The sequence below is a fragment of the Flexilinea flocculi genome (assembly GCF_001192795.1).
Taxonomy (GTDB): Bacteria; Chloroflexota; Anaerolineae; order Anaerolineales; family Anaerolineaceae; genus Flexilinea; species Flexilinea flocculi.
Window position 1 is genome coordinate 423657 of the sequence record NZ_DF968180.1, and the last position, 24270, is coordinate 447926.

18 protein-coding genes and 1 tRNA gene are annotated in these 24270 nt (G+C 41.1%); 7 read left to right on the forward strand and 12 right to left on the reverse strand.

From position 1 onward, the window contains the following. The first annotated feature begins 189 nt into the window (after positions 1-189). Positions 190-1032, forward strand: a complete 843-nt coding sequence (locus ATC1_RS03985) for an FAD binding domain-containing protein (protein ID WP_062278594.1) — start codon at positions 190-192, stop codon at positions 1030-1032. Positions 1033-1049: 17 nt separating this feature from the next. Further along, positions 1050-3878: a molybdopterin-dependent oxidoreductase gene (locus ATC1_RS03990; RefSeq protein ID WP_062278595.1), complete on the forward strand. Its 2829-nt coding sequence runs from the start codon at positions 1050-1052 to the stop codon at positions 3876-3878. Between the two features lie 606 nt (positions 3879-4484). On the opposite strand, the gene ATC1_RS03995 is transcribed toward ATC1_RS03990, so the two are convergent. Continuing rightward, positions 4485-5516 (reverse strand): phospholipase D-like domain-containing protein, encoded by a 1032-nt coding sequence (locus ATC1_RS03995; protein WP_062278597.1) that lies wholly within the window; start codon positions 5514-5516, stop codon positions 4485-4487. Between the two features lie 310 nt (positions 5517-5826). Then, positions 5827-7965, reverse strand: a complete 2139-nt coding sequence (locus ATC1_RS04000; RefSeq protein WP_062278598.1) for a glycosyltransferase family 39 protein — start codon at positions 7963-7965, stop codon at positions 5827-5829. Between the two features lie 254 nt (positions 7966-8219). Here ATC1_RS04000 and ATC1_RS04005 point away from each other — a divergent pair, with 254 nt between their 5' ends. The 4 genes from ATC1_RS04005 to gatB all read left to right on the forward strand — a co-directional run bounded on the left by ATC1_RS04005 (position 8220) and on the right by gatB (position 12445). Next, positions 8220-8765, forward strand: coding sequence for an acyltransferase (locus ATC1_RS04005; protein WP_062278600.1), 546 nt, complete (start codon positions 8220-8222; stop codon positions 8763-8765). Between the two features lie 308 nt (positions 8766-9073). Beyond that, complete coding sequence (locus ATC1_RS04010) at positions 9074-9397, forward strand: Asp-tRNA(Asn)/Glu-tRNA(Gln) amidotransferase subunit GatC (RefSeq protein WP_062278602.1); 324 nt, start codon at positions 9074-9076, stop codon at positions 9395-9397. A gap of 2 nt (positions 9398-9399) precedes the next feature. Further along, a complete protein-coding gene (locus ATC1_RS04015; RefSeq protein ID WP_062278604.1) occupies positions 9400-10989 on the forward strand; it encodes an amidase in 1590 nt (529 codons plus the stop codon). A gap of 13 nt (positions 10990-11002) precedes the next feature. After that, the gene (gene gatB / locus ATC1_RS04020) at positions 11003-12445 is read left to right on the forward strand and encodes an Asp-tRNA(Asn)/Glu-tRNA(Gln) amidotransferase subunit GatB (RefSeq protein ID WP_172667709.1); all 1443 of its coding nucleotides are present in this window, start codon (positions 11003-11005) and stop codon (positions 12443-12445) included. 194 nt (positions 12446-12639) lie between these two features. On the opposite strand, the gene ATC1_RS04025 is transcribed toward gatB, so the two are convergent. From ATC1_RS04025 to ATC1_RS04055, 8 genes are all read right to left on the reverse strand, one after another. Beyond that, positions 12640-13764, reverse strand: coding sequence for a glycosyltransferase (locus tag ATC1_RS04025; RefSeq protein WP_062278608.1), 1125 nt, complete (start codon positions 13762-13764; stop codon positions 12640-12642). Further along, complete coding sequence (locus ATC1_RS04030) at positions 13761-14561, reverse strand: biotin--[acetyl-CoA-carboxylase] ligase (protein ID WP_062278609.1); 801 nt, start codon at positions 14559-14561, stop codon at positions 13761-13763. Before ATC1_RS04030 ends, ATC1_RS04025 begins: the two co-directional genes overlap by 4 nt. 237 nt (positions 14562-14798) lie before the next feature. Further along, positions 14799-14975, reverse strand: a complete 177-nt coding sequence (locus ATC1_RS14895) for a DUF5679 domain-containing protein (RefSeq protein WP_172667710.1) — start codon at positions 14973-14975, stop codon at positions 14799-14801. A gap of 396 nt (positions 14976-15371) precedes the next feature. Then, the gene (locus ATC1_RS04035; protein ID WP_062278611.1) at positions 15372-16049 is read right to left on the reverse strand and encodes an HAD family hydrolase; all 678 of its coding nucleotides are present in this window, start codon (positions 16047-16049) and stop codon (positions 15372-15374) included. Next, entirely contained in the window at positions 16046-17584 is a 1539-nt protein-coding gene (lysS, locus tag ATC1_RS04040; RefSeq protein WP_062278613.1) for a lysine--tRNA ligase, read from the reverse strand. Before lysS ends, ATC1_RS04035 begins: the two co-directional genes overlap by 4 nt. Before the next feature lie 453 nt (positions 17585-18037). Continuing rightward, positions 18038-18511: a transcription elongation factor GreA gene (greA, locus tag ATC1_RS04045; protein ID WP_062278615.1), complete on the reverse strand. Its 474-nt coding sequence runs from the start codon at positions 18509-18511 to the stop codon at positions 18038-18040. Between the two features lie 78 nt (positions 18512-18589). After that, positions 18590-18661: transfer RNA gene (locus ATC1_RS04050), tRNA-Lys, on the reverse strand. Between the two features lie 721 nt (positions 18662-19382). Further along, complete coding sequence (locus ATC1_RS04055) at positions 19383-20420, reverse strand: SGNH/GDSL hydrolase family protein (RefSeq protein ID WP_062278617.1); 1038 nt, start codon at positions 20418-20420, stop codon at positions 19383-19385. Between the two features lie 303 nt (positions 20421-20723). Between ATC1_RS04055 and ATC1_RS04065 the strand changes: the two genes are divergently transcribed. Continuing rightward, on the forward strand, positions 20724-21938 hold the full coding sequence (locus ATC1_RS04065) for an MFS transporter (protein ID WP_062278620.1): 1215 nt from the start codon (positions 20724-20726) through the stop codon (positions 21936-21938). A gap of 133 nt (positions 21939-22071) precedes the next feature. Here the strand turns inward: ATC1_RS04065 and ATC1_RS04070 are convergent, their stop codons facing one another. Beyond that, positions 22072-22929 (reverse strand): hypothetical protein, encoded by an 858-nt coding sequence (locus ATC1_RS04070; RefSeq protein ID WP_062278622.1) that lies wholly within the window; start codon positions 22927-22929, stop codon positions 22072-22074. A 283-nt stretch (positions 22930-23212) separates the two neighbouring features. Then, on the reverse strand, positions 23213-24124 hold the full coding sequence (locus tag ATC1_RS04075; protein ID WP_062278624.1) for a peptidylprolyl isomerase: 912 nt from the start codon (positions 24122-24124) through the stop codon (positions 23213-23215). Positions 24125-24270 lie beyond the last annotated feature (146 nt).

Consider the following 24270-nt stretch of genomic DNA (forward strand, 5'->3'; position numbering starts at 1 on the left):
TTGGCTATTGTCATACAAATATTCATTTATAATAGAATAACGATAGCGAAATGATACATGCGGAGAATTCAATCTTGGTTCAGTGGTTTGTTAATTTTGAAACCAATACAAATTCTCAGTCGTAAATGTATCAAAAATATCTGATGTCCATTTTCAATCGTAAAAGGCGAAAGCCTTTTGGAGGTCCCTATGACAGTATTTTATCGACCGGACACAATCAAGAAGACTCTTAAAATTTTAGGAAACCCTGACCAGAATTGTGTTCCTCTGTATTATCCCCCGAGAGCGAAACATATTTCTCAATGGGAAGGCGATGCCTTGATTGATCTATCCGCATTGGATTTAAACATCATCAATGTTCGAAAATCTGAGATTTTAATCGGTTCGATGGTTTCTTTGGAGACGCTCGCCAAATCTGATGAAATAAAAAGCCGATGGGATGGCGTTTTGTCAGAGGCAGCCAGAATCAGTACGACGATGGCAATGCGCAATTTGTCTTCCATAGGCGGTGTCTTGATGAATCCGTTATTTCCTGCAGAAGTTGTCCTGGTCCTTTTAGCATTGGATGCGCAAGTCGTTCTGCTGCAAAATAACGGGATGGAAACTCGAATTCCTGTGGAAGAATTTTTACTGGATGGTCATCCGATCCTGCAAAAAGGATGCCTGATCAAAGAAGTAAGTATTCCTCTGAATTCTCGTACACATTGTGTATTCAATCGCGTTGCCTGTACGAAAAGTAATGCCAGCATCGTCTCGGTTGTGGTTCGCGGGGACTTAACACGGACGAAAGCACACCATTTGCGAATCGCAGTGTTTGGAGCGAATTCATTTCCTAAACGCTATCATCAGGCAGAGTTGGCGCTTGTAAACGATTTGATCACGATGGAAGGAATCCAACAGTGCTGTACAAAAATATCTGAAGAAACTGCTCCAGTCAGTGATTTCCGAGCTGGAGCTGAATATCGGACGGCAATGGCTGAAGTGCTCATTCGAAGATCACTGATCGCTTTGCGTAAAATCGCTGTTGGATAAGAATATCGGAGGCACGAATGGATATAAATTTTACATTAAATGGGAAAAAGATTACCTGTGAAGCCGAGCCGTCTGACACACTGCTGGATGTTTTGCGCTATCAGGGCTGTTTCAGCGTAAAACGTTCATGTTATACCGGAGAATGCGGCAACTGCGCGATCCTGATGGACGGGAAATTGCTGCCTTCCTGTGTGCTTCCGGCACCGCAGGCTGAGGGTCATCAAATTCTGACAGTCGAAGGGCTCTCCGAAGGACAGGATCTTCATCCGATTCAAAAAGCTTTTGTTGAAACAGGTGCAGTGCAATGCGGTTTTTGTACACCCGGTATGATTCTCGCTACAAAAGCTTTGTTGGATCGCACAAAATATCCTTCATTGGATGATGCAAAGGATGCGTTAGGCGCGATTTTATGTCGTTGTACTGGTTATTACCAACCGCTCGAAGCGGTGATGCGGGCTGCTGCATATTTACGTGGTGAGGCGGTTCCTCCCTATACGCGGCCTGAAGAATCAGTGATCGTGAATCCAAAGGATGCCGACCGTTTCCATTGGGTTGGAAAATCTGTTGACAAGCTGGATGCGCCTAAAATGGCGAAAGGCAAACCGGTTTATGTGGATGATATCGAGTTGCCAGGTATGCTGCATGGCATGCTCATGACCAGCCCTTATGCACATGCACGAATTCGGGATATTGATACATCTGAAGCTGAAGCGCTTCCAGGTGTGCATTGTGTGCTGACCTATAAGAATGTTAAACGCCAAATTTACGCTTCCGGAGGTCAAACTTATCCCAATCCAAAGCCATGGGATCAGGTATGTTTAGATAATAAAGTGCGTTTTGTCGGCGATCGTGTGGCAGCCGTTGCTGCTGACAGTGTTGACCTCTGCATGAAGGCGATCGATTTAATAAAAGTTGACTGGGAAGTACTTCCGGCTGTTTTTGATATGGAAGAAACCATGAAAGATGGCGCTCCTATAATTCATGACGAACCGGATGCGTATGGTGTTGCCGATGCTGCCCATAATAAAGCTTTCGTGATCGATGCCGCCTATGGCAATCTGCAAGATGATTTTGCATCGTCTGATCTGGTCGTCGAGCGTGTATATCACACACAGCAGGTCCAACAAACACCTTTGGAACCGCATATCGTCATCACCTGGCTTGATGAGAACGATCGTCTGGTTGTGCGCACCAGCACACAGGTTCCGTTTCATGTGCGCAGAATCATATCGCCATTAATCGATGTCCCTGTGAAAAATATTCGTGTCATTAAACCTCGGATTGGCGGTGGTTTTGGAGCAAAACAGGAAGTTTTACTGGAAGATTTATGTTCCTTGTTGACGATACGGACAGGCCGTCCCGTCCGGTTTTATTTCAGCCGGAAAGAAGAATTTCAATCCTCCCGTTCACGGCATTCGGACAGAATCCGGTTTAAAGTGGGTGTGATGAAATCTGGCCGCATTAAAGCAATTGAAATGGATATGATCGAGAACACCGGCGCTTATGGTGTGCATGGTTTCACGGTGTGCAATGTGACGGGAACTCGAGGACTTTCTACCTATCGGGCGGACAGTATGCGGTTTCATGCGGATATCGTTTATACGAACTTGCCGGTTCCAGGCGCATTCCGCGGATATGGCGGACCCCAGGGTATCTATGCTGTAGAAAGTATCATGGATGAAGTTGCCGAAAAATTGAATATGGATCCGATTAAATTCCGCATGAAAAATGTCGTTCGACCTGGTGAATCCATCAAAATCATGGATAAACTTGCCGAGTTCGATCCGGTTCCGCAAAAAGTAAATAGTTTTGGATTGGAAGAGTGTATCGAGCAGGGCAAAAAGGCGATCAATTGGGATCGGAAACGACTCAAACGATTTCATATGGATCCTTTGCGTCCCAATATTCGAAGAGGCATAGGCATGGCGATCATGATGCACGGTTCTGGAATTGCCGGAATTGATATGGGCGCAGCTTCTATGAAAATCAATGACGATGGCTCCTTCAATTTACAGATGGGAGCGACAGATTTGGGAACTGGTTCCGATACAATTCTGGCTCAGATTGCTGCGGAAGTCCTTCAAATTCCTGTTAATAAAATTATTGTCTATTCCTCCGATACCGATTTTACGCCATTTGATGTTGGAGCATATGCGTCCAGCACTACGTATATTTCAGGAATGGCAGTAAAAAAATGCGCTGAAAAAATTAAAGAGCAGGTGCTGGAACGCGCATCTGCAATGCTCAAACAGCCAATTGATGTTCTTGTTTTGAGGGACGAAAAAGTCTTTGCGCCGGATGGTTCTTCGGTCACGATGGAAGACATCGCGCTGAATAGTTTGCATCGTACCAACCAGCAGCAAATCGCCGCAACAGCATCTCATTTTTCTCCGGAATGTCCGCCGGTATTTGCGGTGGAATTTGCCGAAGTCGAAGTGGATGTGGAAACAGGGCAGTTGAATGTTGAAAAACTGGTGATGGCTGTCAATCCTGGTACGGTGATAAATCCGGTAACCGCTATCGGACAACTGGAAGGCGGACAGGCAACCGCTTTGGGGTATGCGGTATGTGAGGAAATGTGTTATGACGGAAAAGGCGACATGCTGAATCCAAGATTCGGCGATTATCACATTTTGCAAGCTGATGAAATGCCGGAAATGGTTTCCATTATCATTCCGCAAGGTGAACCAACGGGACCATTTGGTGCCAAAGCATTGGCTGAGATTCCAACGGATGGTGTAGCTCCGGCAGTTGCGAATGCGGTTGCGGATGCGATCGGGGTCAGAATCTCTTCTTTACCGATTGTGCCGGAAAAAGTCTGGAAAGCGCTGCAAGAGAAAAAATAGACAACGGCTACACAATGAACTTGATTGGAGGAGGGGGTTTTTTATGAAACCCCTTCCTCTGATTTATTAATTCTTTAGATTTTTCCTGTAATTTCAAAAAATTAATTAAATAGTAATGCTATTTTGCTTCTTTATAAAATTGTCAAATTCATCCACCTGAGTCTCTCACTTTTTGAAAAAAAATCCAATTTTACGCTCAAATTTGGTAATTTCAGGACACTAATTCGAGATACTCAGGGGTACGCACATGACAAATTGTCATTGCGAGGAAGGCGCCAGCCTGACGAAGCAATCTTTTTTTGTTTGGTACCCTTTACATAATGGGGAAAGGAGATTGCCACGCCTCTACGAGGCTCGCAATGACAGGATACACACAGTCATTGCGAGGAAGGCGCCAGCCTGACGAAGCAATCTTTTTTTGTTTGGTACCCTTTACATAATGGGGAAAGGAGATTGCCACGCCTCTACGAGGCTCGCAATGACAGGATACACACAGTCATTGCGAGGAAGGCGCCCCAGCCTGACGAAGCAATCTCTTTTCGTGTGGCAATCTTTACATAATTGGAGCAGATAGATTCCAGGACACTAATTTGAGAAAAACAGGTTCTATTTTGCTTCTTCATATATCTTGTCAAATTCATCCAGAAATGCGTCAACGATTTCTTTGTTTTGAACAATCAGTATTTGTTCATCATTTTTCGTATCAGCTGAACGCGTGAAGTTATAAGAACCTGCGGATACGACGGATTCATCAAAAATGAAAACTTTTTCATGCATCAGACTGTCGTCTGATCCATCCATGAAAATCGGGACACCTGCCTTCTCCAAATATCTGGCTTCTCCCCCACTGTCTGAAAATGCTTTTTCTCCTTCAAAAATGACTTTAATATCCAATCCGTCGTCGTATCGGTCAATCAAGGCATTGCCGAGATCATTGGACGCGAAGGAGTATGCTAAAACATAGATACTCTTTTTCGATGCCTGGATCAGGGAAAGCAGCGAATTACTGATGTTGTCTTCAGGAGCAAACCGAATTAATATTTTTGTTCCATCTTCTAAAGTTATTGTCGGAGAGGATTTTGTCTTAGGACTGTTTGAGCCAAATTTTTTGCTGATGAACATTTCGTTGAATTCGTTCAGAAAGATAGAATTCATCTCGGAAGAAACTATTCGAAACATGAAATTATTGTCATAAAAGAAGCTTCCTGGGGTCATATTGGCTGATCCGCTGATTGTCAGGTCATAATCAATCACAATGAATTTCGCGTGCATTAATCCATCAGAATTCGATTTCTGAATTTTTATTCCCGATCGAGCCAGGTCTTTCATGACATCGCTGTCGGAATTTTCAGCGTGAATCACAATGCGAACTTCGACACCGCGTTTGAATGCCTGAATCAGTGCCTGAGCTGTTTTCGTGTCTGTAAAGTTGTATGTTGCTACATATATCCGGCTTTCCGCATTTTCAATTTCTTCGAGAATCATACTTTGCAGTGTGTCGTCGCGATGTTGTTCGTAAGGGTTATTAAAAAAAACCTCAATCGAACTTTCTGTTCTGTCGGATATCGCAATAACATGCAGCATATTGTTCCCAAAAAGACTGATCAACACGGCAGCAAATAAACCAATTTTTCGCATGGATGAAATCTTCCTTTTCCGTCATCATTATTGGTATTGAATTGTATCCGAAACCATGATAAATCTCTATGAACCGCAGCACTTCGAAATATTGGAATTAGGCGAACCGAATAAAAATTGTCCAAAAAAATTAAGACTTATACCTTAATAAGTGATGTTATCTATGAAATTATTCAATCACAAGTCAAATGGAAGAGATAAAACTGTCATAGTGGCGAAGCGATCTCCTGGCAAATGCGAGAATAGATTGCATCGAAGGACTGACGCTCTTCTCACAATGACAGATTCATCCATGAGTTATTCATTTTTGTTAAGGATTGGCTTCATCCTCTGCCTGGGAATTACATCGATATAACTGATAAGCGCCACTTTCGGGCGTTTGGAAAAGCTTGCACTGCTCGTGATATATTCCGGATAAGGAATTATCTTTCTCCCCATTCAATTTCGTTCGGATGAGAAAATAGGGCTCACCTGAATGGATTATCTTCTTTCCTTCAGGTCCGAGAAAATCGCAGGAACATTGCATTTGATAACAGTCGCAGAGATGATAAAAATAAAAGTCTGCCGGCCAACGAATTATTACAGGTATGTTTTGTCCGTTGATCTTTTTTACGGAATTGAGAAACGAATCCGAATTGAGTTTTTTTGAAAGGAAATACGGCTGGGCAAGTGAGTTAATTCTTGTAAGATCTGCATTAGGCATCGCCGAATGAATCTTGACGATGCTCAACCCAAATGAAATATTCAATCCGATGAAAAATAAAATTCCTGTAAGGATCATTCCAAGATGGTGCGATGAAAAGAAGTCGAATTTGATATTTGATCTCTTGATTTTTGCTTCCAATTTTTGCATTCGGATATGGATCCACTCGATTTGAAAAAACACTTGAATAATTTCTGAAAGCAGCAGCGCACTGGAAAAAGCGAGTGCCGGTATCAGCGGCAGAAAGTTTCGATTGAATGGAGAATATCTGAGAATTCCGCAGAGGATAAACGGAATAACGATGATAAATAATGAAAGAACAAGCGGATCATGAGCTTTCTGGCTGAACTTTCTGTACCAAAGCAGCAGGATCGAACCGATCATCAGAAAGATGAACAAGAAAACTCTGCCGGAGAAAAAACTGGATAATAATTCAGAAAAATTGTGGATTACTGTCAGGCTGAAACCGCTTTGCGGTGAATAGGTACCCTCGGATAAATACGTATCCAGAAGTTGATCGTAAACTGGAAAATAGAATGCAATTGCGAGGAAGACTCCAAATATTAAAGCAAAACACAAATTCATCTGAGGATGACGAATCAGCGCTCCGAATTTGTATCTTCGAGGAAGTTTCGCATGAAAAATTTTGCGGCAGCTCCACAGAGAATGTAAGAATGTGGCGATCGCCGTTGCTCCGACAAAAAGTCCATTAAACGGAATTGTATAAATTATCAGTGCGGCTGCCAATGCCGCTGCAGGCAGCAGCCAATGACAATCCGGCTTTTCTTGATAGGCGATCATAATATAAATCAAAATACTGATGAATAAAAAACTCGGACTGTATCCGCGTATCTGCGTAGTCCAGGCATAAAATGGAACGGTTGTCGTCAGAATCACACCGGCAAGAACTCCGGCAAAAGAGCTGATCTTTCCAGCAGCCAACATGGTGAAGAGGATAGTAAAAAATGAAAAAGCAACAGGGATACTTCTTGCGATCCAAGGCTGCAATGCAATTTGGCAGAAACTGGAAATTTGAATCATCCTGAAGTAAATCGAGAGTATTAAGTTTAGGAGAATATGATTATTCGGATAGTTGTAAATCGTGGCAGGGAAGAAAGGATTTTTATCAAAACAATAATTCAACAATGTGAAAATCTCATCTGCCCATAGCGGCTGACGGATCATCAATCGAAACAATACGATTGAAAATGGAAGGATAGCCGCAATTCCGACAACGAAAATTTTCTTTTTATTCCATATTTTTCTTAAAATTAATCGAGTGACCTTATAAAAAACAGGGAAATTGATCAGCAAATACAAACTTATCAGGATGAATGAGATGGCAAATAAATAACGGGCGATTCGGCTTCCGATTATCACAGGGTATTCAATATGATATTTTTTTCCTAAGGGATCGCTGTTATCGGTTGAAGAGAAGCAGATTGTACCATCATCCCAAATGACAAAGCTGCCTGCACCTTCTTCACGCACAATCTGTGTCGTATCGGAAAAATTTCTGCGAATTTCAATATCATTCTCAAATAGCGTTATAGGAAGTTTTCCGATTGTAATATCGGAATCTCCAATATTAGCCAGATAAGCATATCCTTGATCATGTCGGATCGATTCAAGATCTCGATTTTGATACAAGATATTGAATTTTCCGGTTCGGTTGAGGAAGAACAAATAGGAGAATACAATACAAACAACACTGATCCATTTCATTAAAGTTTGAATTTTTTTCATCGTTTCTCTCTAATTTGGATTCGTCCCAAACGGTCAAGGTCGTTTTCCGAATTATATCATCAGGGATTTTTCATCAGCGATTTGAAATAGGATCGGGGTCATATATACGTGTTGTTTTTATGTGGAGCGCAAAACCATACGAACAGCAACGATACTTTTCAAATTTCAAATTACTGCAACAGAGAGCTTTTTATTTCTTTCTGGCAATGTATAATGGGTAAAAACGTGTTTCACATGAATAATTCGGGACAAAAATGAAATCATTTTTTCGACGTTTAATTGATAAAATCCGTGGTGAACAAGATCTGGCAGCTCTGGTTCGAAATGGATTGAAAATTGGGAAGAACTTGAATATTCAGAGACGCTGTCTGATCGATCAATCTTTTTGCTGGCTTATTTCTATTGGTGATAATGTGAATATCGGTAACAATGTACATATCATAGCGCATGATGTTTCCACAAAAAGGAGCTTGGGTTTTTCAAAAATCGGTCTGGTAACAATTGGAAATGATACTTTTATCGGGCAAAATTCAACAATTCTTCCTAATGTAAAAATCGGAAAGAATTGTATTATTGGTGCAGGAAGTGTTGTCACAAAAGATATTCCGGATGATACAGTTTATGCCGAAAATCCAGCTCATTTGATCTGCAATGTTCATGCCTACCTGCAGAAAAACCTTGAACTGATGAAAAACCGACCGGTTTATGATTTGAACTGGACACATCAAAAGTCGATTTCAGACGATCAGAAGAAACAAATCATAGAAAGTCTGAAAGATGGAATTGGATTTTTTGAATGATCAATTTCAGGCTTTGTTCCATTTTCTCCCCTTTTTCGATAGGTCATCCAAATTATTAATTTTGCAATTCGAAAAATGAACATATTTATGGAATAGAGGGTGAAAATTTATCGTTGTGATGTTTTTGCGACTCACGCAAAAACATCACAACGATAAAGAATCCTTCCTGTATTTCGAATCGCTGAAATGATATTTTTTGTTTGGTAAAATTATGCATTGAATGTCGATTGGATTGAAAAAAAATCCAAATATATTCAGAGGAAACAACTCTGTTTTCCAAACCTGATTAAAGAGTATAAGGCGGTAAGATGGAAAGTGAAACCATATCTGTTGAGATGTTTAATGAATTTGTGCAGGTTGCTGAATTGGAACTGACACCGGAAGAATCAAAATCAATTCGTGAAAAAATGAATGAACAATTACGAGTAATCCATGAATTGGAATCCATCCCTTTGGATGAACAGTTAACCCCTGTTATTCACGGCAATCCTTATCCACGGGATATTCAGGCACCATTAAGAGAGGATATCTGGAAACCGTTTGAAAATACACAAGGAATTATCGATCAAGCGCCTCGTTCTCAGGACGGGTATATTGTTTCTCCGGATGTTCCGCATCAGAAATTGGGGTAAGTATGACAGAATTAATTGAACTTTCTGCAGTTGAACAGGCTGCATTAATACGCGAAAAGAAAATTTCTTCGGTTGAACTGCTGGAAGCCACACTGGCTCAGGTTGAAAAAGTGGATGGCAGATCCGGATCACTTGAACCATACGTTGAACAGCCGGAGGATTTGGAAAAAGTGCATGCTTTCCTGTTAATTGTTCGAGATCATGCGATGGCGAAGGCAAAAGAGGTGGATCGAAAAATTGCAGCTGGCGAACCAGTCGGAGCGTTAGCCGGTGTTCCATATTCTGCTAAAGATGTCTATTGCACAAAAGGAATTCGAACAACCGCTGCATCCCGAATTCTTGAGGGGTGGAAACCACCGTATAGCTCAACAGTCATCGAAAAGATGGATCAAGCTGATGCAGTACTGTTTGGAAAAGTAAACCTGGATGAATTCACATTTGGCGGCACAACTGAAACGACCGCGTTTAAGCCAACCGTTCGGAATCCATGGGCGCTCGACAGAGTTCCAGGCGGTTCCTCAGGTGGATCTGCGGCAGCAGTATCAGCCTGTGAAGGCGCCATATCCTTAGGGACCGATACCGGCGGATCGATTCGAGAACCAGCCGCATTTACTGGAATTGTCGGTCTCAAACCGACATACGGACGCGTATCACGTTATGGCGTCATTCCATTTGCTTCATCGATGGACACGATGGGTCCATTAACAAGGACGGTTTCCGATTCGGCATTTGTGCTAAAAGAAATTGCAGGCTTTGATCCGCGCGATAATACTACCGTCAGAGTTCCTGTGGACGATTATCTGGCTGATCTTCAAAAAGGCATCAAAGGGCTGAGAATCGGAATATCGCCGGATTACTTAAAGATTACCTATCTGGATGATCAGGGTAACTATGCCTCTGCGCCTGTAGATCCAGAAATTGAGGCGAGTGTCTGGAAAGCTGCCGATCTGTTTCGTGATCTGGGCGCAGAAATTATTGAAGATGTACCAATGTCCAATACGAAGTATTCTGTACCTGCATATTTTGTGATCAGCCGAATTGAAGCGTATTCCAACCTTCAACGATTTGATGGCTTGAAATACGGTCACACAACGCAGCAATCGGTGAAAGATATGTATGACCTTTATTATAAAAGCAGGGGGGAAGGTTTTGGGTATCAGGCAAAACTCCGTTTGCTGACTGGTATGTTTGCGAGTCAGGAAAAATTCTACGAAAAATATTATCGTCGGGCTCAACGGGCTCGTGCCTTGATGCGCAGAGACTTCGATGAGGCTTTTAATCCTCAAGGGAAATACCGGATCGATGCAATTTTGACACCATCCACACCTTCACCGGCATTTCGATTTGGAGACGCCGTTGCATCCGACTCATTATTGATTCAATTTGCAGACCAATTTACAACGCCGATGAATTTTGCCGGAACTCCAGGGATCAGCTTCCCCTGCGGATTAAGCTCAAGTGGATTGCCTATCGGATTGCAGATTACCGGATACGATTATTGTGAATCAAAAATATTGAGAGCTGCTTTTGCATATGAACAGGCAACACTGGATGCAGACTGGCGGAAAATAAAGCCTGTTGTTTTACGATGATGGGGGAATGATCATGACACAAGAATACATTGCAACAATCGGGCTCGAAACTCATATCCAATTGAATACCAATACAAAAGCTTTCTGCAGTTGTAAAGCTGACTCCTGGGGTGATGCTCCAAATACAAATATTTGTCCAATTTGCACGGGTCAACCGGGAGCTCTGCCCAGTACCAATCAAGCCATGGTAGAAAAAGCATTAATGCTTTGCCTTGCGATGAACTCTGATATCAACATGGATTCTTTTTTTGACCGAAAAAATTACTTGTATGCAGACCTTCCGGGTGGATATCAGGTGACCCAGAATGACCGCTCGATAGGACGCGGTGGTTATTTCGATTTTCTGATGGATGACGGCAGAGAAGTGCGCTGTCATATTCATAATTTGCATATGGAAGAAGATGCCGGGAAGACAAAGAATGAAGGCAATATCCGCTTAATTGATATGAATCGCTGCGGTGTCCCGCTGGTCGAGATGGTTACTATGCCGGATCTGCATTCGGCTGATGAAGCTGCCACCTATCTGACACGGCTGCGGCAGTTGCTGCGCTGGTTGGGCATTTCCGAAGCGAATATGGAAAAGGCACATTTACGCTGCGATGCCAACGTTTCCATTGCCCCGAAAGGATCAACCGAACTGGGGAAAAAATGCGAGATCAAGAATATAAATTCCATTGAAGCGGTGCGCATGGCAATCAATTATGAAATTGAACGCCAGATTCGCGAAATCAACGCTGGAAATAAAATCGAACAATGGACCATTGAATGGGACAATGATACGCAGGAATTACGGAAAATGCGCTCTAAAGAGACTGCTGCGGATTATCGTTATTTTCGCGAGCCCAACCTGATGCCAGTTCACATCAGTGAAGAATTCTTAGAATCTATTAAGAACAAAATGCCGGAATTGCCCATTCAAAGAAGGGAACGTTTCATCAGTGAAATGGGACTTCCTTCTTACGACGCAACGGTGCTGACTGCGGATCGTGATACTTCGGATTTCTTTGAAGCTGTTTGCAATATCTATGATGGTGACAACAAACGGGTGTCCAATTGGATGATGAATGAGGTCTTGAGAATTACGAATGAGACAGGCTGCGCGGTATCCGAATTAAAGATTACTGCTCAGGACTTAGCGGACATTATTCATATGGTGGACCAGAAAACGATTAACACAACAACGGGCAAAAATTTAGTCGACATGGTTCAAAGTTCTGGAAAACGTCCGCAACTGCTTGTTGAAGAACATGGACTTGGCCTTGTCAGCGATGATTCTGCAATTCGAGCGATGTGTACGAAGATTGTATCGGATAATCCGAAAGAAGCAGCTTCTTATCGAAACGGAAAAGAATCTTTGATCGGGTGGTTTGTCGGTCAGGTGATGCGCGAGATGAGAGGAAAAGCTGATCCGGAAAAAGCAAAAGCGATTTTATTAGAGCTGCTAAAAGCGGATTAATCTGCAAACACGAAGAGTTAACCGGATTTTTCAGGTGGGTGTCCTGCAATTGGAAACTTAGACTGTTTTTTAAATAAGGGGTGTAACGATATTGTTATCCTGTTTTCGAGCTTCTCGCGAAAACAGGATAACAATAAAAACTCTTCTTCATATTTTAAAATGCGGATGGCTGACAGAGCAAGATTCGTTGTTTATCAGTCCTTGAAGAACTCTTTTAAAAACAATTCCTGATATTCAGAAAAGATTTTTTCAGCAGAAAAGCGCTTCGCTCTTTCCATCAGTTTTTCTTTTGATGGCAATGATTCCGGGTGATCAATTGCAGCAATAATTGCATCGACCATTCCATCCCGATCGCCAGGAGGAATGAGTTGTCCATATGTGCCGTTATCGAGGATTTCTGCCGGCCCGTAGGGGCAATTCATGGATATAACGGGTGTACCGCATGCCAGGGATTCTGCCAGCGTGATATTAAAACCTTCATATTTTGATGTACACACCAATATATCTGCGTTTGAAATATAAGGATACGGGTTTGTTTTGATGCCGGGGAGTTTTACTTCATTTTCAATTCCATAGGCAATCATTTGTTGTTCCAACATCTGACGTTCCGACCCTTCCCCTAAGATCAGCAAGCGTGCTTTTCGCTTTTTAATCAGGGTTTGAAATACATCCATTAAAAATGAAAAATTCTTTTGCTGTTCCAATCTCCCAACCGCAATCAAAACCGGAATGGATTTTTCAGTCAGCCAGGATTCATTAATTTGTTCTTTAGCCAAGAGATGGATATGATCAATATCGATCGGATTGTAGATATTTTGTACTTTATTGGGATTAATTCTGATTGCATCGATGAGATTCTGAGCAGCACCCTCTGAGACCACAACTGTTTTATCTGCAAGCGGATAAAGGAATTTTGATAGAAACACTAGGATGCTTTCTTTCCCCCCATTTTCCAGATTATTGGCTGTAATTGTGTTATGTTCTGTAATAATAATTTTTGAGCAGGTTCCGGAAAAAATCTTTGCGATTATCGTAACAATATTCAGGTGGGTAAGATTGCTGATAAAGACGTCTGGTTTTGATTTTTTGAAATATCGTATGAGAGGGAACAGAGATTGGCTGACATGTTCTTTCTTCAGAGATATGAGGTTCACTCTTGGATCGATGTCAGTGAGAAAAGCGCCTGTTTTTTTTACTAAAACGAGATCTATGGAATAACCGGCGTTGATGAACCATGGCAGTAATGTCAGGATCATTTTCTCAGCGCCGCCTACCCGCATATCGTATGAAAAGAAAGCAATTTTTCTTTGCTTGATCATATTTTTCCGCAATATTTTTGGACGGGACGCAACGATATTTCTCCGGCGAGGTAACTTTTCCTTTGTCCTTTTCGATCTTCGACCAGAAGATTTCCCTGTGGATCCAGCCCGATCAGGGTGCAGACTTCCGGTTCCTGATTGATGGCCGATAGGATGATTTGCTGATTTTTATATGCCAGAAATCGTTCCCAGTTCAGCAAAAATTCGCGCTTAATGACGGTAGGACGCAGCATGATGATTTTTTCAATAATCTCATGAATATGCTGGTTTGCATCCAGGTTTACACATCCGGCTGTCTCCAATGAACCGGCAGGGAAATTCTGGTTTTCAATCGGAGGAATCGCCTCTTTGCGTAGGTTGATACCGATTCCTATAACCATTCCTTCCAAAACCGATCCATTCCAAGCGCTTTCACAGAGAATTCCACAGACCTTTTTCCCGTCAATAAGAATATCGTTCGGCCATTTCATGCAAGGTTCTAATTGATGATTTTGCTGCAACGATTCCGCAACTGCCAAACCCGACAATGGAGAAAAGAGATGAAGAACCGAGCGTTCTGCTTCTGTGGGACGAATGATCAGCGACATGGCGATGCAACTGTTGGGATACGAAATCCATTTACGCTGCATCCGACCGCGGCCTGAAGTCTGTTCCGAAGCTGTGACAAGGCTCAAATCTGCAGCTCCTTCCAATGCCCATTCGAGCGCTGCCCGATTAGTTGAGTCAATTGTCTGATAGCTTCTGATTTCACCCATCGGTAAATCAGAAAATGATATAGAATTCCATTTTTCCGTCATGAACAACGAAAACCTCTATCTTACAGTCATCCGAAATTTGAAAAGGCTTTTTGAAAAAATGTAGACGATTTATGATAGTGACAATATAGCGCGAAGCGCCAAATCATCACCATCATAAATCGTCCTTCTCATATTTCGTAATGTCCTTACTTTATTCATCCATTGTATTTTTAAAACAGTACTGCCATACGGTATCAATGCATGGCAGTGAATTTCCATAAAACCAAAAAAGAATGGTTATTTCTTCGGAGCTTCCATCCCTTTATGAAGGTCGGTACGACCAATTCGATAAATTTTTGTACCGCAGACTGGGCAAGTTCCGAAAACAACAGCGCTGCCGCGTTTATTGAAAGACGGAGTAGCTCCAACGATCTCACGCTTCGCTTTACATTTTACACAATATCCTTCCATCATTTGCCTCCTATTTTTAAAGTTGATTTTTCCGTCATGTGGCTTTCATTCAATCTGAAAAGATTCTCCTCATATTCCACATGGCTTATTTCATAGTATATCAATAGTTTTTCAAATATGCTATATTCGTCAAGACATTCTTCGGTTGGAATACCTGTTTCTTGCTTTAAATCGTTGCTTTTTTTCCCTTTCTGACTGCCTGCTCTATCGTTGCACGTATCATAATCCTGTGATTTGGAAGGAGCGGTTACATAAAAAAAGGCATTTTTTACGAGGAATTCCTCGTAAAAAATGCCTTTAATATAATGAACCTTAAAAAGAATTCTGAAAACTCTATTTCATTGATCAACTAACAATATGACAATAATCACTAAAAATATATTACTGTCATTTTCTGCGTCAAAGAGCGTCTTTCATCTCTATATTTCTGATCATTTCTGCGTTGAAATCTTCATAATTCCGAAGCGCAATATCTGCGTTGATCATTTCATCAACCCTTTTTGTGGTTGCAATGCCGATGCATATCATCCCGGCAGCTTTTGCTGCTTGCATCCCTGCCAGCGAATCTTCGAATACTATACAATGATTCGGTTGTTTATTCAGTGATTGCGCTGCCAGCAAAAAAACGTCCGGAGCTGGTTTTGATGGCAGGTAATCCCCAGAAATAATATTTCCGAAGTATTGGGTTAAACCGAGCGTTTGCAGCTCAATAATGATCGTTTCCAGTTTGCTGGATGATGCAATTGCCATTGGAAAGCCGGAAAGGAAAAACTGAGACAAAATTTTTTCTACGCCTGGTATCGTATGAATGAATTCTTTTCTGTGAAAATTCACATTAACAAGTTTAAAATTCTCCTCGGAAATCGCTAATTTTTCTGATTTTGACAGCGAATCGCCAAATAAATCATCTAAAATGCTGGGAAACGTTGTTCCAAAATATTTCGATTTGTATTCTTCTTCCGAAATGACCCTCGGAAAATGAAATTTCTCGAGAATTTTTTTAAATGCTTCATAGAAACCTTTTGCAGAATCTGTAATCGTTCCATCCAGATCCCATAGGATGGCAGGCTGATTCATGCTTCGGTTTCTCCTTCAGTACTATCATTATCGCGGTCACGCAGATGCGGAAACAAAAGAACTTCCCGAATAGTGCTGCTGTTGGTGAACAACATGGTCAGTCGGTCGATGCCCATGCCAAATCCGCCGCAGGGAGGCATACCGTAACGCATTGCCTGTAAGTAATCTTCATCAATCGGATTGTTTTCATCGTCATCGGATGCATATGCTCTTCCCATTTCCAGGAACCGGAGTTCCTGGTCGATTGGATCGTTCAATTCAGTGAACGCGTTGCATAACTCCATCCCCGCAATGAAACCTTCAAACCGTTCGGTTGTAGTCGGATCATCCGGTTTTCTCTTTGCCAAAGGTGAAATTTCCCATGGGTAATCATAAAGGAAAGTCGGCTGAAGAAAAGTAGGTTCCAGGTATTCACTGACCAGAAAATCGATCAGCTTTCCGCGTGGCATTTCGGGTTTGAACTGCATTCCCTTTTCCTTCATAATCGAGGCGAGCGTATTGCGGTCAGGATAATTAGCGATATCAATGCCTGTTTTTTCAAGAATTCCTTCGCGCATATTGATGCGATTCCATGGTTTTGACAGATCGAATTCGATTCCGTTGTAGGTTAATATTGTTGTGCCAAGCGTTTTCTCAGCGGCAAAACGAATCATCTTTTCGGTGAATTCCATCACCTTCAGATAATCAAAATACGCACAATAGAATTCAAGTTGTGTAAATTCAGGATTGTGTTTGTATGATACGCCTTCATTGCGAAAATCTCTTCCGATCTCATACACTCGATCGAGTCCGCCTACCAACAACCGTTTCAGATATAGTTCGAATGAAATTCTCAGGAATAAGTCTTGATGAAGTTGGTTATGATGGGTGGTAAAAGGTTTCGCTGCAGCCCCACCGTAGATTGGCTGTAAAATCGGGGTTTCGACTTCAAGAAAGTCATTTTGATTCAGGAACTCCCGTAAAGAATTGACTAATTTCGTACGTGTGTAGAAGATTTTTTTTACATCCGGATTGACTACCAGATCTGCATAGCGTTGTCGATAGCGAATTTCTGGATCTGTAAGTCCTGTATAACGGACAGTCTGTCCGTCAACAATCTCTTCTTTTGCGGCAGGCAGTGCAGTGATTGCTTTGGCAAGCATACGGAAATCATCAACTTGCAGGGAGACCTCTCCGGTTTTTGTCCGAATCATTGTTCCATGCGCTTCAATAAAATCCCCTAAATCGAAGAAATCTTTGAATATTTGGAGTTTATCGCCTAATTCATTGACTCGCAGAAAGAGTTGAATTTTTCCGGTACTGTCTTCGATATGTGTAAAGGCCAATTTCCCCATAACCCGGAGTGAACGCATTCTTCCAGCCAATGTAAACACACAAGGATCAGGGCATTCATGTTGCTCGGTCTTTAGAAATTCATCGCATGCTTTTTTGATGGTCGAATTGTTGTTGGCTCGTGTGGGGTAAGATTCAATCCCAAGTTCTTTCAGTTTGCGGATTTTTTCAATCCTGATCTTTTCAAGTTCGTTCAGTTCCATCCAATACCTTTTTCTTGTCTTGTTTTCTCAAAAATCAACGCGTTAATTATAGTGCAATCAAAGAAAACGGTATGACATAGAGCCAGTGAGTCTGCGTTTTGAATTATGGGGAGAATCACTTGATAGATTGGAACGATCGGTTGATTTTTCGAATTGCTGGATGGGGCAATCAGATCGATTCGAAATACGGGATGAATTATTGGTAATTTGGTTTTTTTTCACTTCATGCAAAAAAAGCCAAGTTTTTCTTTCTCTTTTCGAGAGATTTTATCGATTTTGATTAACTGGAAAATTGATCCATAGCAATTCAAAATTTAGGTTGGCTTTGTGAAGAATAACAAAACAAATTTGTTCTCTTTTTGATAAAGCCAATCTAAAATCCGAATTACCTTTTATTTCGGAAAACTTACCGTGTATTTTTTTTACTTTTTTAGAAGTGAATCGGGTTTCAATTTAATGAATATTAATGATCTTAATATTGTAAGATCCGATGGGCGCTGATACTTGAACGATGTCACCTTTTTTATGTCCGATTACAGCTTTTCCTATGGGAGATTCGTTCGAAATTTTATTTTCTTCCGGGTTGGCTTCTGGCGCTCCTACAATGATGTAAGATTCTACAATATCGCTTCCCTCTTCAGAAATTTCAATTTTTGAACCTACTTCAATGATTTCGCTGCTTTCCGATGAATCGACAACACGTGCAACAGCAACCAGGTACTCCAATTCTTTGATTCTTCCTTCCGTGAACGATTGTTCATTTTTAGCGGCCTCATACTCAGCATTTTCGAGCAGATCATCACCACCGCCTTCAATCGCACTGCGGAGTCTTTCGGAAACTTCTGCACGTTTTACGTTACGTAAAAAGTCAAGCTCTGCTACGAGTTTTTCGTATCCTTCGCGTGTGAGAATTGTATTTGCCATCATAAACCTCTGAGCATTTCTCTGTTGCAAGAATTAATAAAAAATACCCTCCTTAAAAAAGGAGAGCAAAGATCGGATGTGTGAGCGTACTGGGGCTCGAACCCAGAACCAATAGCTTAAAAGGCTACTGCTCTACCATTGAGCTATACGCCCGTCTTTAAATTCAACGTGTACATTCTATCACGCAGGGAATGAAGTGTCAATGAAAATCGAAAAAAAACGATGACAAACTGGCTTTTGGGGTAAACGCTTTGAAAGTCAGTCCAATTCGTAGCAGCAATTTTTAAAATTTGAGAGAGATACTTTGTCGTTGTGATGGTTTTACGCAATTGGTACTAACAACAAATTCATATTTTGTATTACTGATTTCGCAGAGAAAAACGGAAAACTTTTCATGAATTCCTGAAGGTTGAAGGAGAGGCAAAATCACGAAAATTAAAAATCAGAAAAATTCTAATAAAAAATTAACAGAAAATGTAATAAAACCAGCTTGACATTTAATCGTCAGACAATATAATTAAAGCATAAATTAAGGAATTCAGCACTTCGCAGCTAGTAGGGGGAAAAAAGCTCAAGTCATTTCCGTCTTCCACGCATAGAAGTATAGGGAAGACACTAATTTACACGATAAAGCCTCTGATTATTTCAGAGGCTTTTATTTTAAAGTATTAACGATAAAAATGCCCTGCATAGAAAACCTTTTTTTGCTGATACAAAAAATTTTTCGTCGGGCTTATGATCTTCCTCGCAATGGCAGATTGTTATGCGAGTCGTACAGGTACGATGACAATCATGGCAAGCGTAGCAAAGCAATTCTCTTTGTCAGGAGATCATCATAACAACCGAATTGGACGGTGGTTATGATGATCGTGATCTAAAATAATCCGAGTTCTTTTCCTGTTGAATGTAATAATTTTAAAGCCTGATAATTTCTCCAATTCCATGCACTTACAGAAAGGTAAATCGGATTTTCGACAGATAGTCCGTGATTTTTTAGACCCTGTGCGGATTTCCAGAAATTGAAAAAAGGAATATCATAATCTCTGGCAACCTGAGCTGTGATTTCATTGATTCTGTGTCCGCCTTCCACGTTATCGGCTTTCGAGGAGAGGATCGGCAAAATGCCGCGGGCAATCAAGTATTCAACAATCTCAGACAAATAATCATAATAAACATCCATCTCAAGAGAAGCAATCCAATTTGTTCCAAGATTGATAAACATGATGGATGGATTGTGTACCCGCAATTCACACGCAAGGGAATTTTCGCCTTTTTCACAAATTTTTGGATCTGCCCAGGCTGTTGTCAATACGGATGCGACACTCATACCATCATGAACGGCAAGACTTTCTATTGCAAAAGCCCCCTGATAATAATCAATCGCTTCCTGCAAATATCGATCTTCATCAGCCAGAAGACCTTCGTACCCCATATCATAAACACCCATAAAAACATTCGGATTTGACTGGCAGTCTCCAATTTTTGAGAAGATATGCGGATTGGTTCCAAATTCATTCACACCTTTTTGGAAGATTCTTTTCGCATTGTCGGTTAATTTTGGAATGACCGGCCAAATCTGCCACTGTTTTGCGAGCGGGCGGATATCAGGTGTTGCGGTGCCTGGTGTGGTGTTTTGTGTTGGTTTCGCAGTAGAAATCATACTTATTGTCGCGTGATTTGCAGCTGCAGTTGGAATGGATGGCGTTCTGGATGGAACTGCCGTATTGGTGATGATATGCGTCTGAGAAGGATATGGCGTTTGTTGCGCCTGTATTGTAGATTGAATTTCTGTAGATACGGCTGCTATTTCTGAAGCGATTTCGACAACCGACGTTGGATCGATCCGGCATGATGTCAGAAAAACGGATAACGTACAGGAGAGCGTAATAATCAGTAATCCTTTTCTTATCATAGAAATAATTTTACATGGAATTCTGTCGATCAACGATTCGAATTAAGGGGAGGATTCTATGTTCGAAATGCCGATGTAAATTTGGAATTGCTGCTCCAATTAAATCCAGCAATTCGAAATATGGAGATACCTTTTGCATAAAGAGAAAAAAATTATTGTTGAGTTGTTTTTTACACTCTGCAAAAAAATAACTCAACAACAAATACTATTTTCCATATTTAGGATCGCTAAGTTGGATCAGATATCGAACGACTTCGACAGGTGGTATGATTACCAGACAGGTTTATTTAAACGTGAGGAAATATGTTTTTAAAGGAACAAAATCGAAAAAAATGGGCCATCCCGATCACGATCGGTTATTTTTTAACATTCGTTTGTTTTGGTTTTGCAGGCAGTGCAGTCGGACCGCTGATTAACCGTCTATCAGAATCTACTTCGGCAAATATATCAGCTCTCAGTTATCTGTTTCTGTTTCGCAGTTTCGGCTTTATTGGATCTTCCTTATTATTGGCTCGTCTGTTTGACCGTTTCCCGGGCAACCGTCTGCTCAGCTTCGGATTGCTGTTTTTAGGTGCAATGCTGGCGTTGCTCGGCAGCTCATCGGTGTTATGGCAGTTATTCCTGATCATGTTCATCCTTGGAATATCCGCGAATTTTGTCAATATGGGCGGAAACACGTTGATTCAATGGCTTCATAAAGACAATGCCGGACCATTCCTTAATCTGGTTCATGTTTTTTATTCGATCGGCTGCATTATTACACCTTTACTAATCGGTTCCTCTCTTAATTCCGGGCAACCTATAGGAAGGACGTTGTTGATACTTGGTTTCGTTGTACTGCCTGTTGCTCTTTTCCTTGTTTTCCTTCCCAGTCCGGAGATTCCTGTTCAGCGCACTGACAAAAACGTCGATCAAGCGCAGTCTCAAACTCATATTTGGCAAGTGACTTTACTGATCGGTTTATTTACGCTATTTATTGTCGGCGTAGAATGCACATACAATAGTTGGTTATCGACGTTTCTTTTTGCAGGCGGTATTATGAAAGAAGCAGATGCTGCATACTTTACATCCATTTTTTGGACAGGCAGTCTGGTCGGAAGAGTTCTCTCAGTTTTTGCATCGATGAAAGTTAAACCAGCGAAGCTGGTCAGTTCATCACTGATTCTTGTGCTGATAAGCAGTCTTGGATTTGTTTTTTTTAGAAAACAGCAAACGATCATTCTGATTGCAACACTCCTGACAGGATTTGCTGTAGGTCCATTATTTCCGAATACGCTTCTGTTATTGAAGGAGAAAGTCATTCTCTCAGGAAAAATGAGCGGTATAGTTTTTGCGTTTTCTGAAACTGGAAGCATGGTAATCCCTTGGACTATCGGTCAACTATTTGATCGCACAGGTTTAAATATTTTCCTGTATGGAATTTTTTCCCAATTGATTATTGCAATCATATTCCTGATCATCATTCAAAAAAGGTTCCCCGGATCACTTGAAAAAATGGGGAATGAAGCGCAGGTATAGATCCGGCAATTTGAAAAATTAGCGAACATTTCGGATCAATTGTGTCGATTTATTGTTGTGTAGTTTTTATGAGGTGCCCAAAAACAACTCGGCAACTAATGATTCTTCCTATATTTCATATCGCTGGAATCTGTTACTTAACCTTGATAAAATTCATCAATATAAGGCTTTTTTCACAATGGTCACTGGGTTTGAAATAGATTTTTTCAGAAATCGGGATTTCATGATCGTTCAAAAGCTGAATCCACAAAGGATCAGTAAAAGTCCGCACAGGCCGGGCAATCGTGATTTCAAAGCCTGATTCTCCATAGGCAGGGAACTGCCCGGATAGTCCTTCGCGAATTTCATTGTTTTCGAAACCGCCAATTTGAATACGAATGCCAATGATCGGATCACCGCGTGAATCGGTAATATTTCCACCCACTCCTGCCCATGTACAGCCTGCGTTTTCATAAATCAGATTGGCATCCATTGTACCTGGCTTGCCGATGATTTCAAACCACATATCCGGTGTTGCTGTGATAGTTGGAAGCGTTTCCGTTGCGGCTTTTAAAGTGCCGATGATTTTTGTTTCTTCTGCATTTAACTGAATTAACGGTGTGCTTGATGGGATTGTTTTTGTCGGAGTTTTTCTCTTAAGCAGTGGCGTCACAGTTGAAGTTACGGTCAGCGTAACTGTCTTTGTCGGTGAAAAGGTTGGTGTAACGGTTGGACTGGGTATGGTTGCGGTTGAAGTGGGTGTCTGACTGCTTGTTGGCGTGAAAAATTGGACGGCTGAAGTCTGTTCAAACCATTGCGTTTTTTCTACATCAGAAAATTTTGAATATGGATGATCCCTTTTTGAGACAAGCCAAACAAAAATAGCAGCTGTAATTAAGCTCAGAATGAGCAATAATAGAATCAGTTGCGACAGGCAGGATTTTGTCTTTCTTTTTTTTTTCAGTCTGATTTTACGTTCGTTCGCATCAGAATCATATCTGGTTTTTTCCATAAATTTTCCGCATTTACGAGAATGTTTCGTTACTCTTTCGAAACAATTATTCAGTTTGCAATTTTTCTTTCGAAGAAATGAAAAACAAAGAACAGATTACGGCAGCTTCATGATTCGAAATACGAGAAGACTTCTTGATTGTTGTATTGTTTTTGTGAGAAGCACAAGATCCAAATAACAACGATGTTTCTCGATTTGCTCACAATAACTTTTACAAATTTCTAATTACTGATAGCCGCATGATCATTTTGAAAATGCTTTTTATTATCAATTTGATGTGTATTTAAAAAATATGAATTTCAGCTTTTTCTCGTTGCTCTTGCAGCCAGGATGTCAGGAATTTGTGTTGAAGAATCTGCATCGATTGTTCATTGATTTTTCTATCCGAGCTGATCTCAGCAGCATACAGAATATGAAATCCATTGTTCGTTTCTATGATGTCTGTGTAGGTTCCAGGCTGAAGAGAAAACAGTGCATCCTCCAATTCAGGATAAACTAAAATTCCTTTTGCAATCCAATCCATGTCACCGCCTGTCAGCGGATCAAATTGTTTTGCCAAATCAATAAAAGGCAAACCCAAATCCAGTTTCTCTTTCGCTTTTTGTGCTGATTCAATATCTGCTGTTAAAATCTGATACGTATGGATTTGTTCGATATTTTGCAGATTTTCAGCAAATATTTTTTCCCTCATCCAGGCTGAGGCAATTTCCCTTTCCATAGCACGGAATAGCCCTTCATCTGAGTAATGATATTGATTTTGCCAGTTTTTCACAACGTTGCTGTCACCGGTCGCTGCAATTACGTCTTGAAGTCTCTGTTCAATTTCTTCATGAGATATTGAAAACCCCGATTCCCTTGCGGCAGAAAGAAAAATTGTTTCATCAATTAATTGATCAATCGCTTCTTTTTTAATGTCTTCCTCAGGCTTTTCTTTCAATCCGATTTCTTCATAAGCCTGCTGCAGATTCATAAAGGTTGAATCAAAATCCTCCTGCCAGATGTATATCTGGTTAACAATGCCGACAGAAGGAGGCGGTGTCGGAGTCCATGTGGCTTGAGGAGTGTCTGTAATCACTGGCGTCATTGTCGCGGTTGGAGTCGATGACGGTTTGGATATGATTTTATTGACAACCGAACAGGAACTAAAGATAAACAGGGTTGTTAATCCAAAAAAAATTCGAAAGGCATGTTTCATAACTCTGTTATTATAATCAGTGTTGATTGTTTTTGGAGAAGGAAATATTGTTCTTGCTTTGGAAACTTTTGACGTGAAAATGAAAAATTTTGGAAGAATTATTCAGCAAAAGCAAGTGAAAATACAACTTTTCGCTCGAACTTGAC

What these genes read in the sequence shown, in the direction of transcription:
- ATC1_RS04055 (WP_062278617.1), bottom strand. Translation starts at nt 20,420, where the DNA reads ATGATAAGAAAAGGATTACTGATTATTACGCTCTCCTGTACGTTATCC.
- lysS (WP_062278613.1), bottom strand. Translation starts at nt 17,584, where the DNA reads ATGGAACTGAACGAACTTGAAAAGATCAGGATTGAAAAAATCCGCAAA.
- ATC1_RS04030 (WP_062278609.1), bottom strand. Translation starts at nt 14,561, where the DNA reads ATGACGGAAAAATGGAATTCTATATCATTTTCTGATTTACCGATGGGT.
- ATC1_RS04070 (WP_062278622.1), bottom strand. Translation starts at nt 22,929, where the DNA reads ATGGAAAAAACCAGATATGATTCTGATGCGAACGAACGTAAAATCAGA.
- greA (WP_062278615.1), bottom strand. Translation starts at nt 18,511, where the DNA reads ATGATGGCAAATACAATTCTCACACGCGAAGGATACGAAAAACTCGTA.
- ATC1_RS04010 (WP_062278602.1), top strand. Translation starts at nt 9,074, where the DNA reads ATGGAAAGTGAAACCATATCTGTTGAGATGTTTAATGAATTTGTGCAG.
- ATC1_RS04000 (WP_062278598.1), bottom strand. Translation starts at nt 7,965, where the DNA reads ATGAAAAAAATTCAAACTTTAATGAAATGGATCAGTGTTGTTTGTATT.
- ATC1_RS04015 (WP_062278604.1), top strand. Translation starts at nt 9,400, where the DNA reads ATGACAGAATTAATTGAACTTTCTGCAGTTGAACAGGCTGCATTAATA.
- gatB (WP_172667709.1), top strand. Translation starts at nt 11,003, where the DNA reads ATGACACAAGAATACATTGCAACAATCGGGCTCGAAACTCATATCCAA.
- ATC1_RS03995 (WP_062278597.1), bottom strand. Translation starts at nt 5,516, where the DNA reads ATGCGAAAAATTGGTTTATTTGCTGCCGTGTTGATCAGTCTTTTTGGG.
- ATC1_RS04065 (WP_062278620.1), top strand. Translation starts at nt 20,724, where the DNA reads ATGTTTTTAAAGGAACAAAATCGAAAAAAATGGGCCATCCCGATCACG.
- ATC1_RS14895 (WP_172667710.1), bottom strand. Translation starts at nt 14,975, where the DNA reads ATGATGGAAGGATATTGTGTAAAATGTAAAGCGAAGCGTGAGATCGTT.
- ATC1_RS04025 (WP_062278608.1), bottom strand. Translation starts at nt 13,764, where the DNA reads ATGATCAAGCAAAGAAAAATTGCTTTCTTTTCATACGATATGCGGGTA.
- ATC1_RS04005 (WP_062278600.1), top strand. Translation starts at nt 8,220, where the DNA reads ATGAAATCATTTTTTCGACGTTTAATTGATAAAATCCGTGGTGAACAA.
- ATC1_RS03990 (WP_062278595.1), top strand. Translation starts at nt 1,050, where the DNA reads ATGGATATAAATTTTACATTAAATGGGAAAAAGATTACCTGTGAAGCC.
- ATC1_RS04075 (WP_062278624.1), bottom strand. Translation starts at nt 24,124, where the DNA reads ATGAAACATGCCTTTCGAATTTTTTTTGGATTAACAACCCTGTTTATC.
- ATC1_RS04035 (WP_062278611.1), bottom strand. Translation starts at nt 16,049, where the DNA reads ATGAATCAGCCTGCCATCCTATGGGATCTGGATGGAACGATTACAGAT.
- ATC1_RS03985 (WP_062278594.1), top strand. Translation starts at nt 190, where the DNA reads ATGACAGTATTTTATCGACCGGACACAATCAAGAAGACTCTTAAAATT.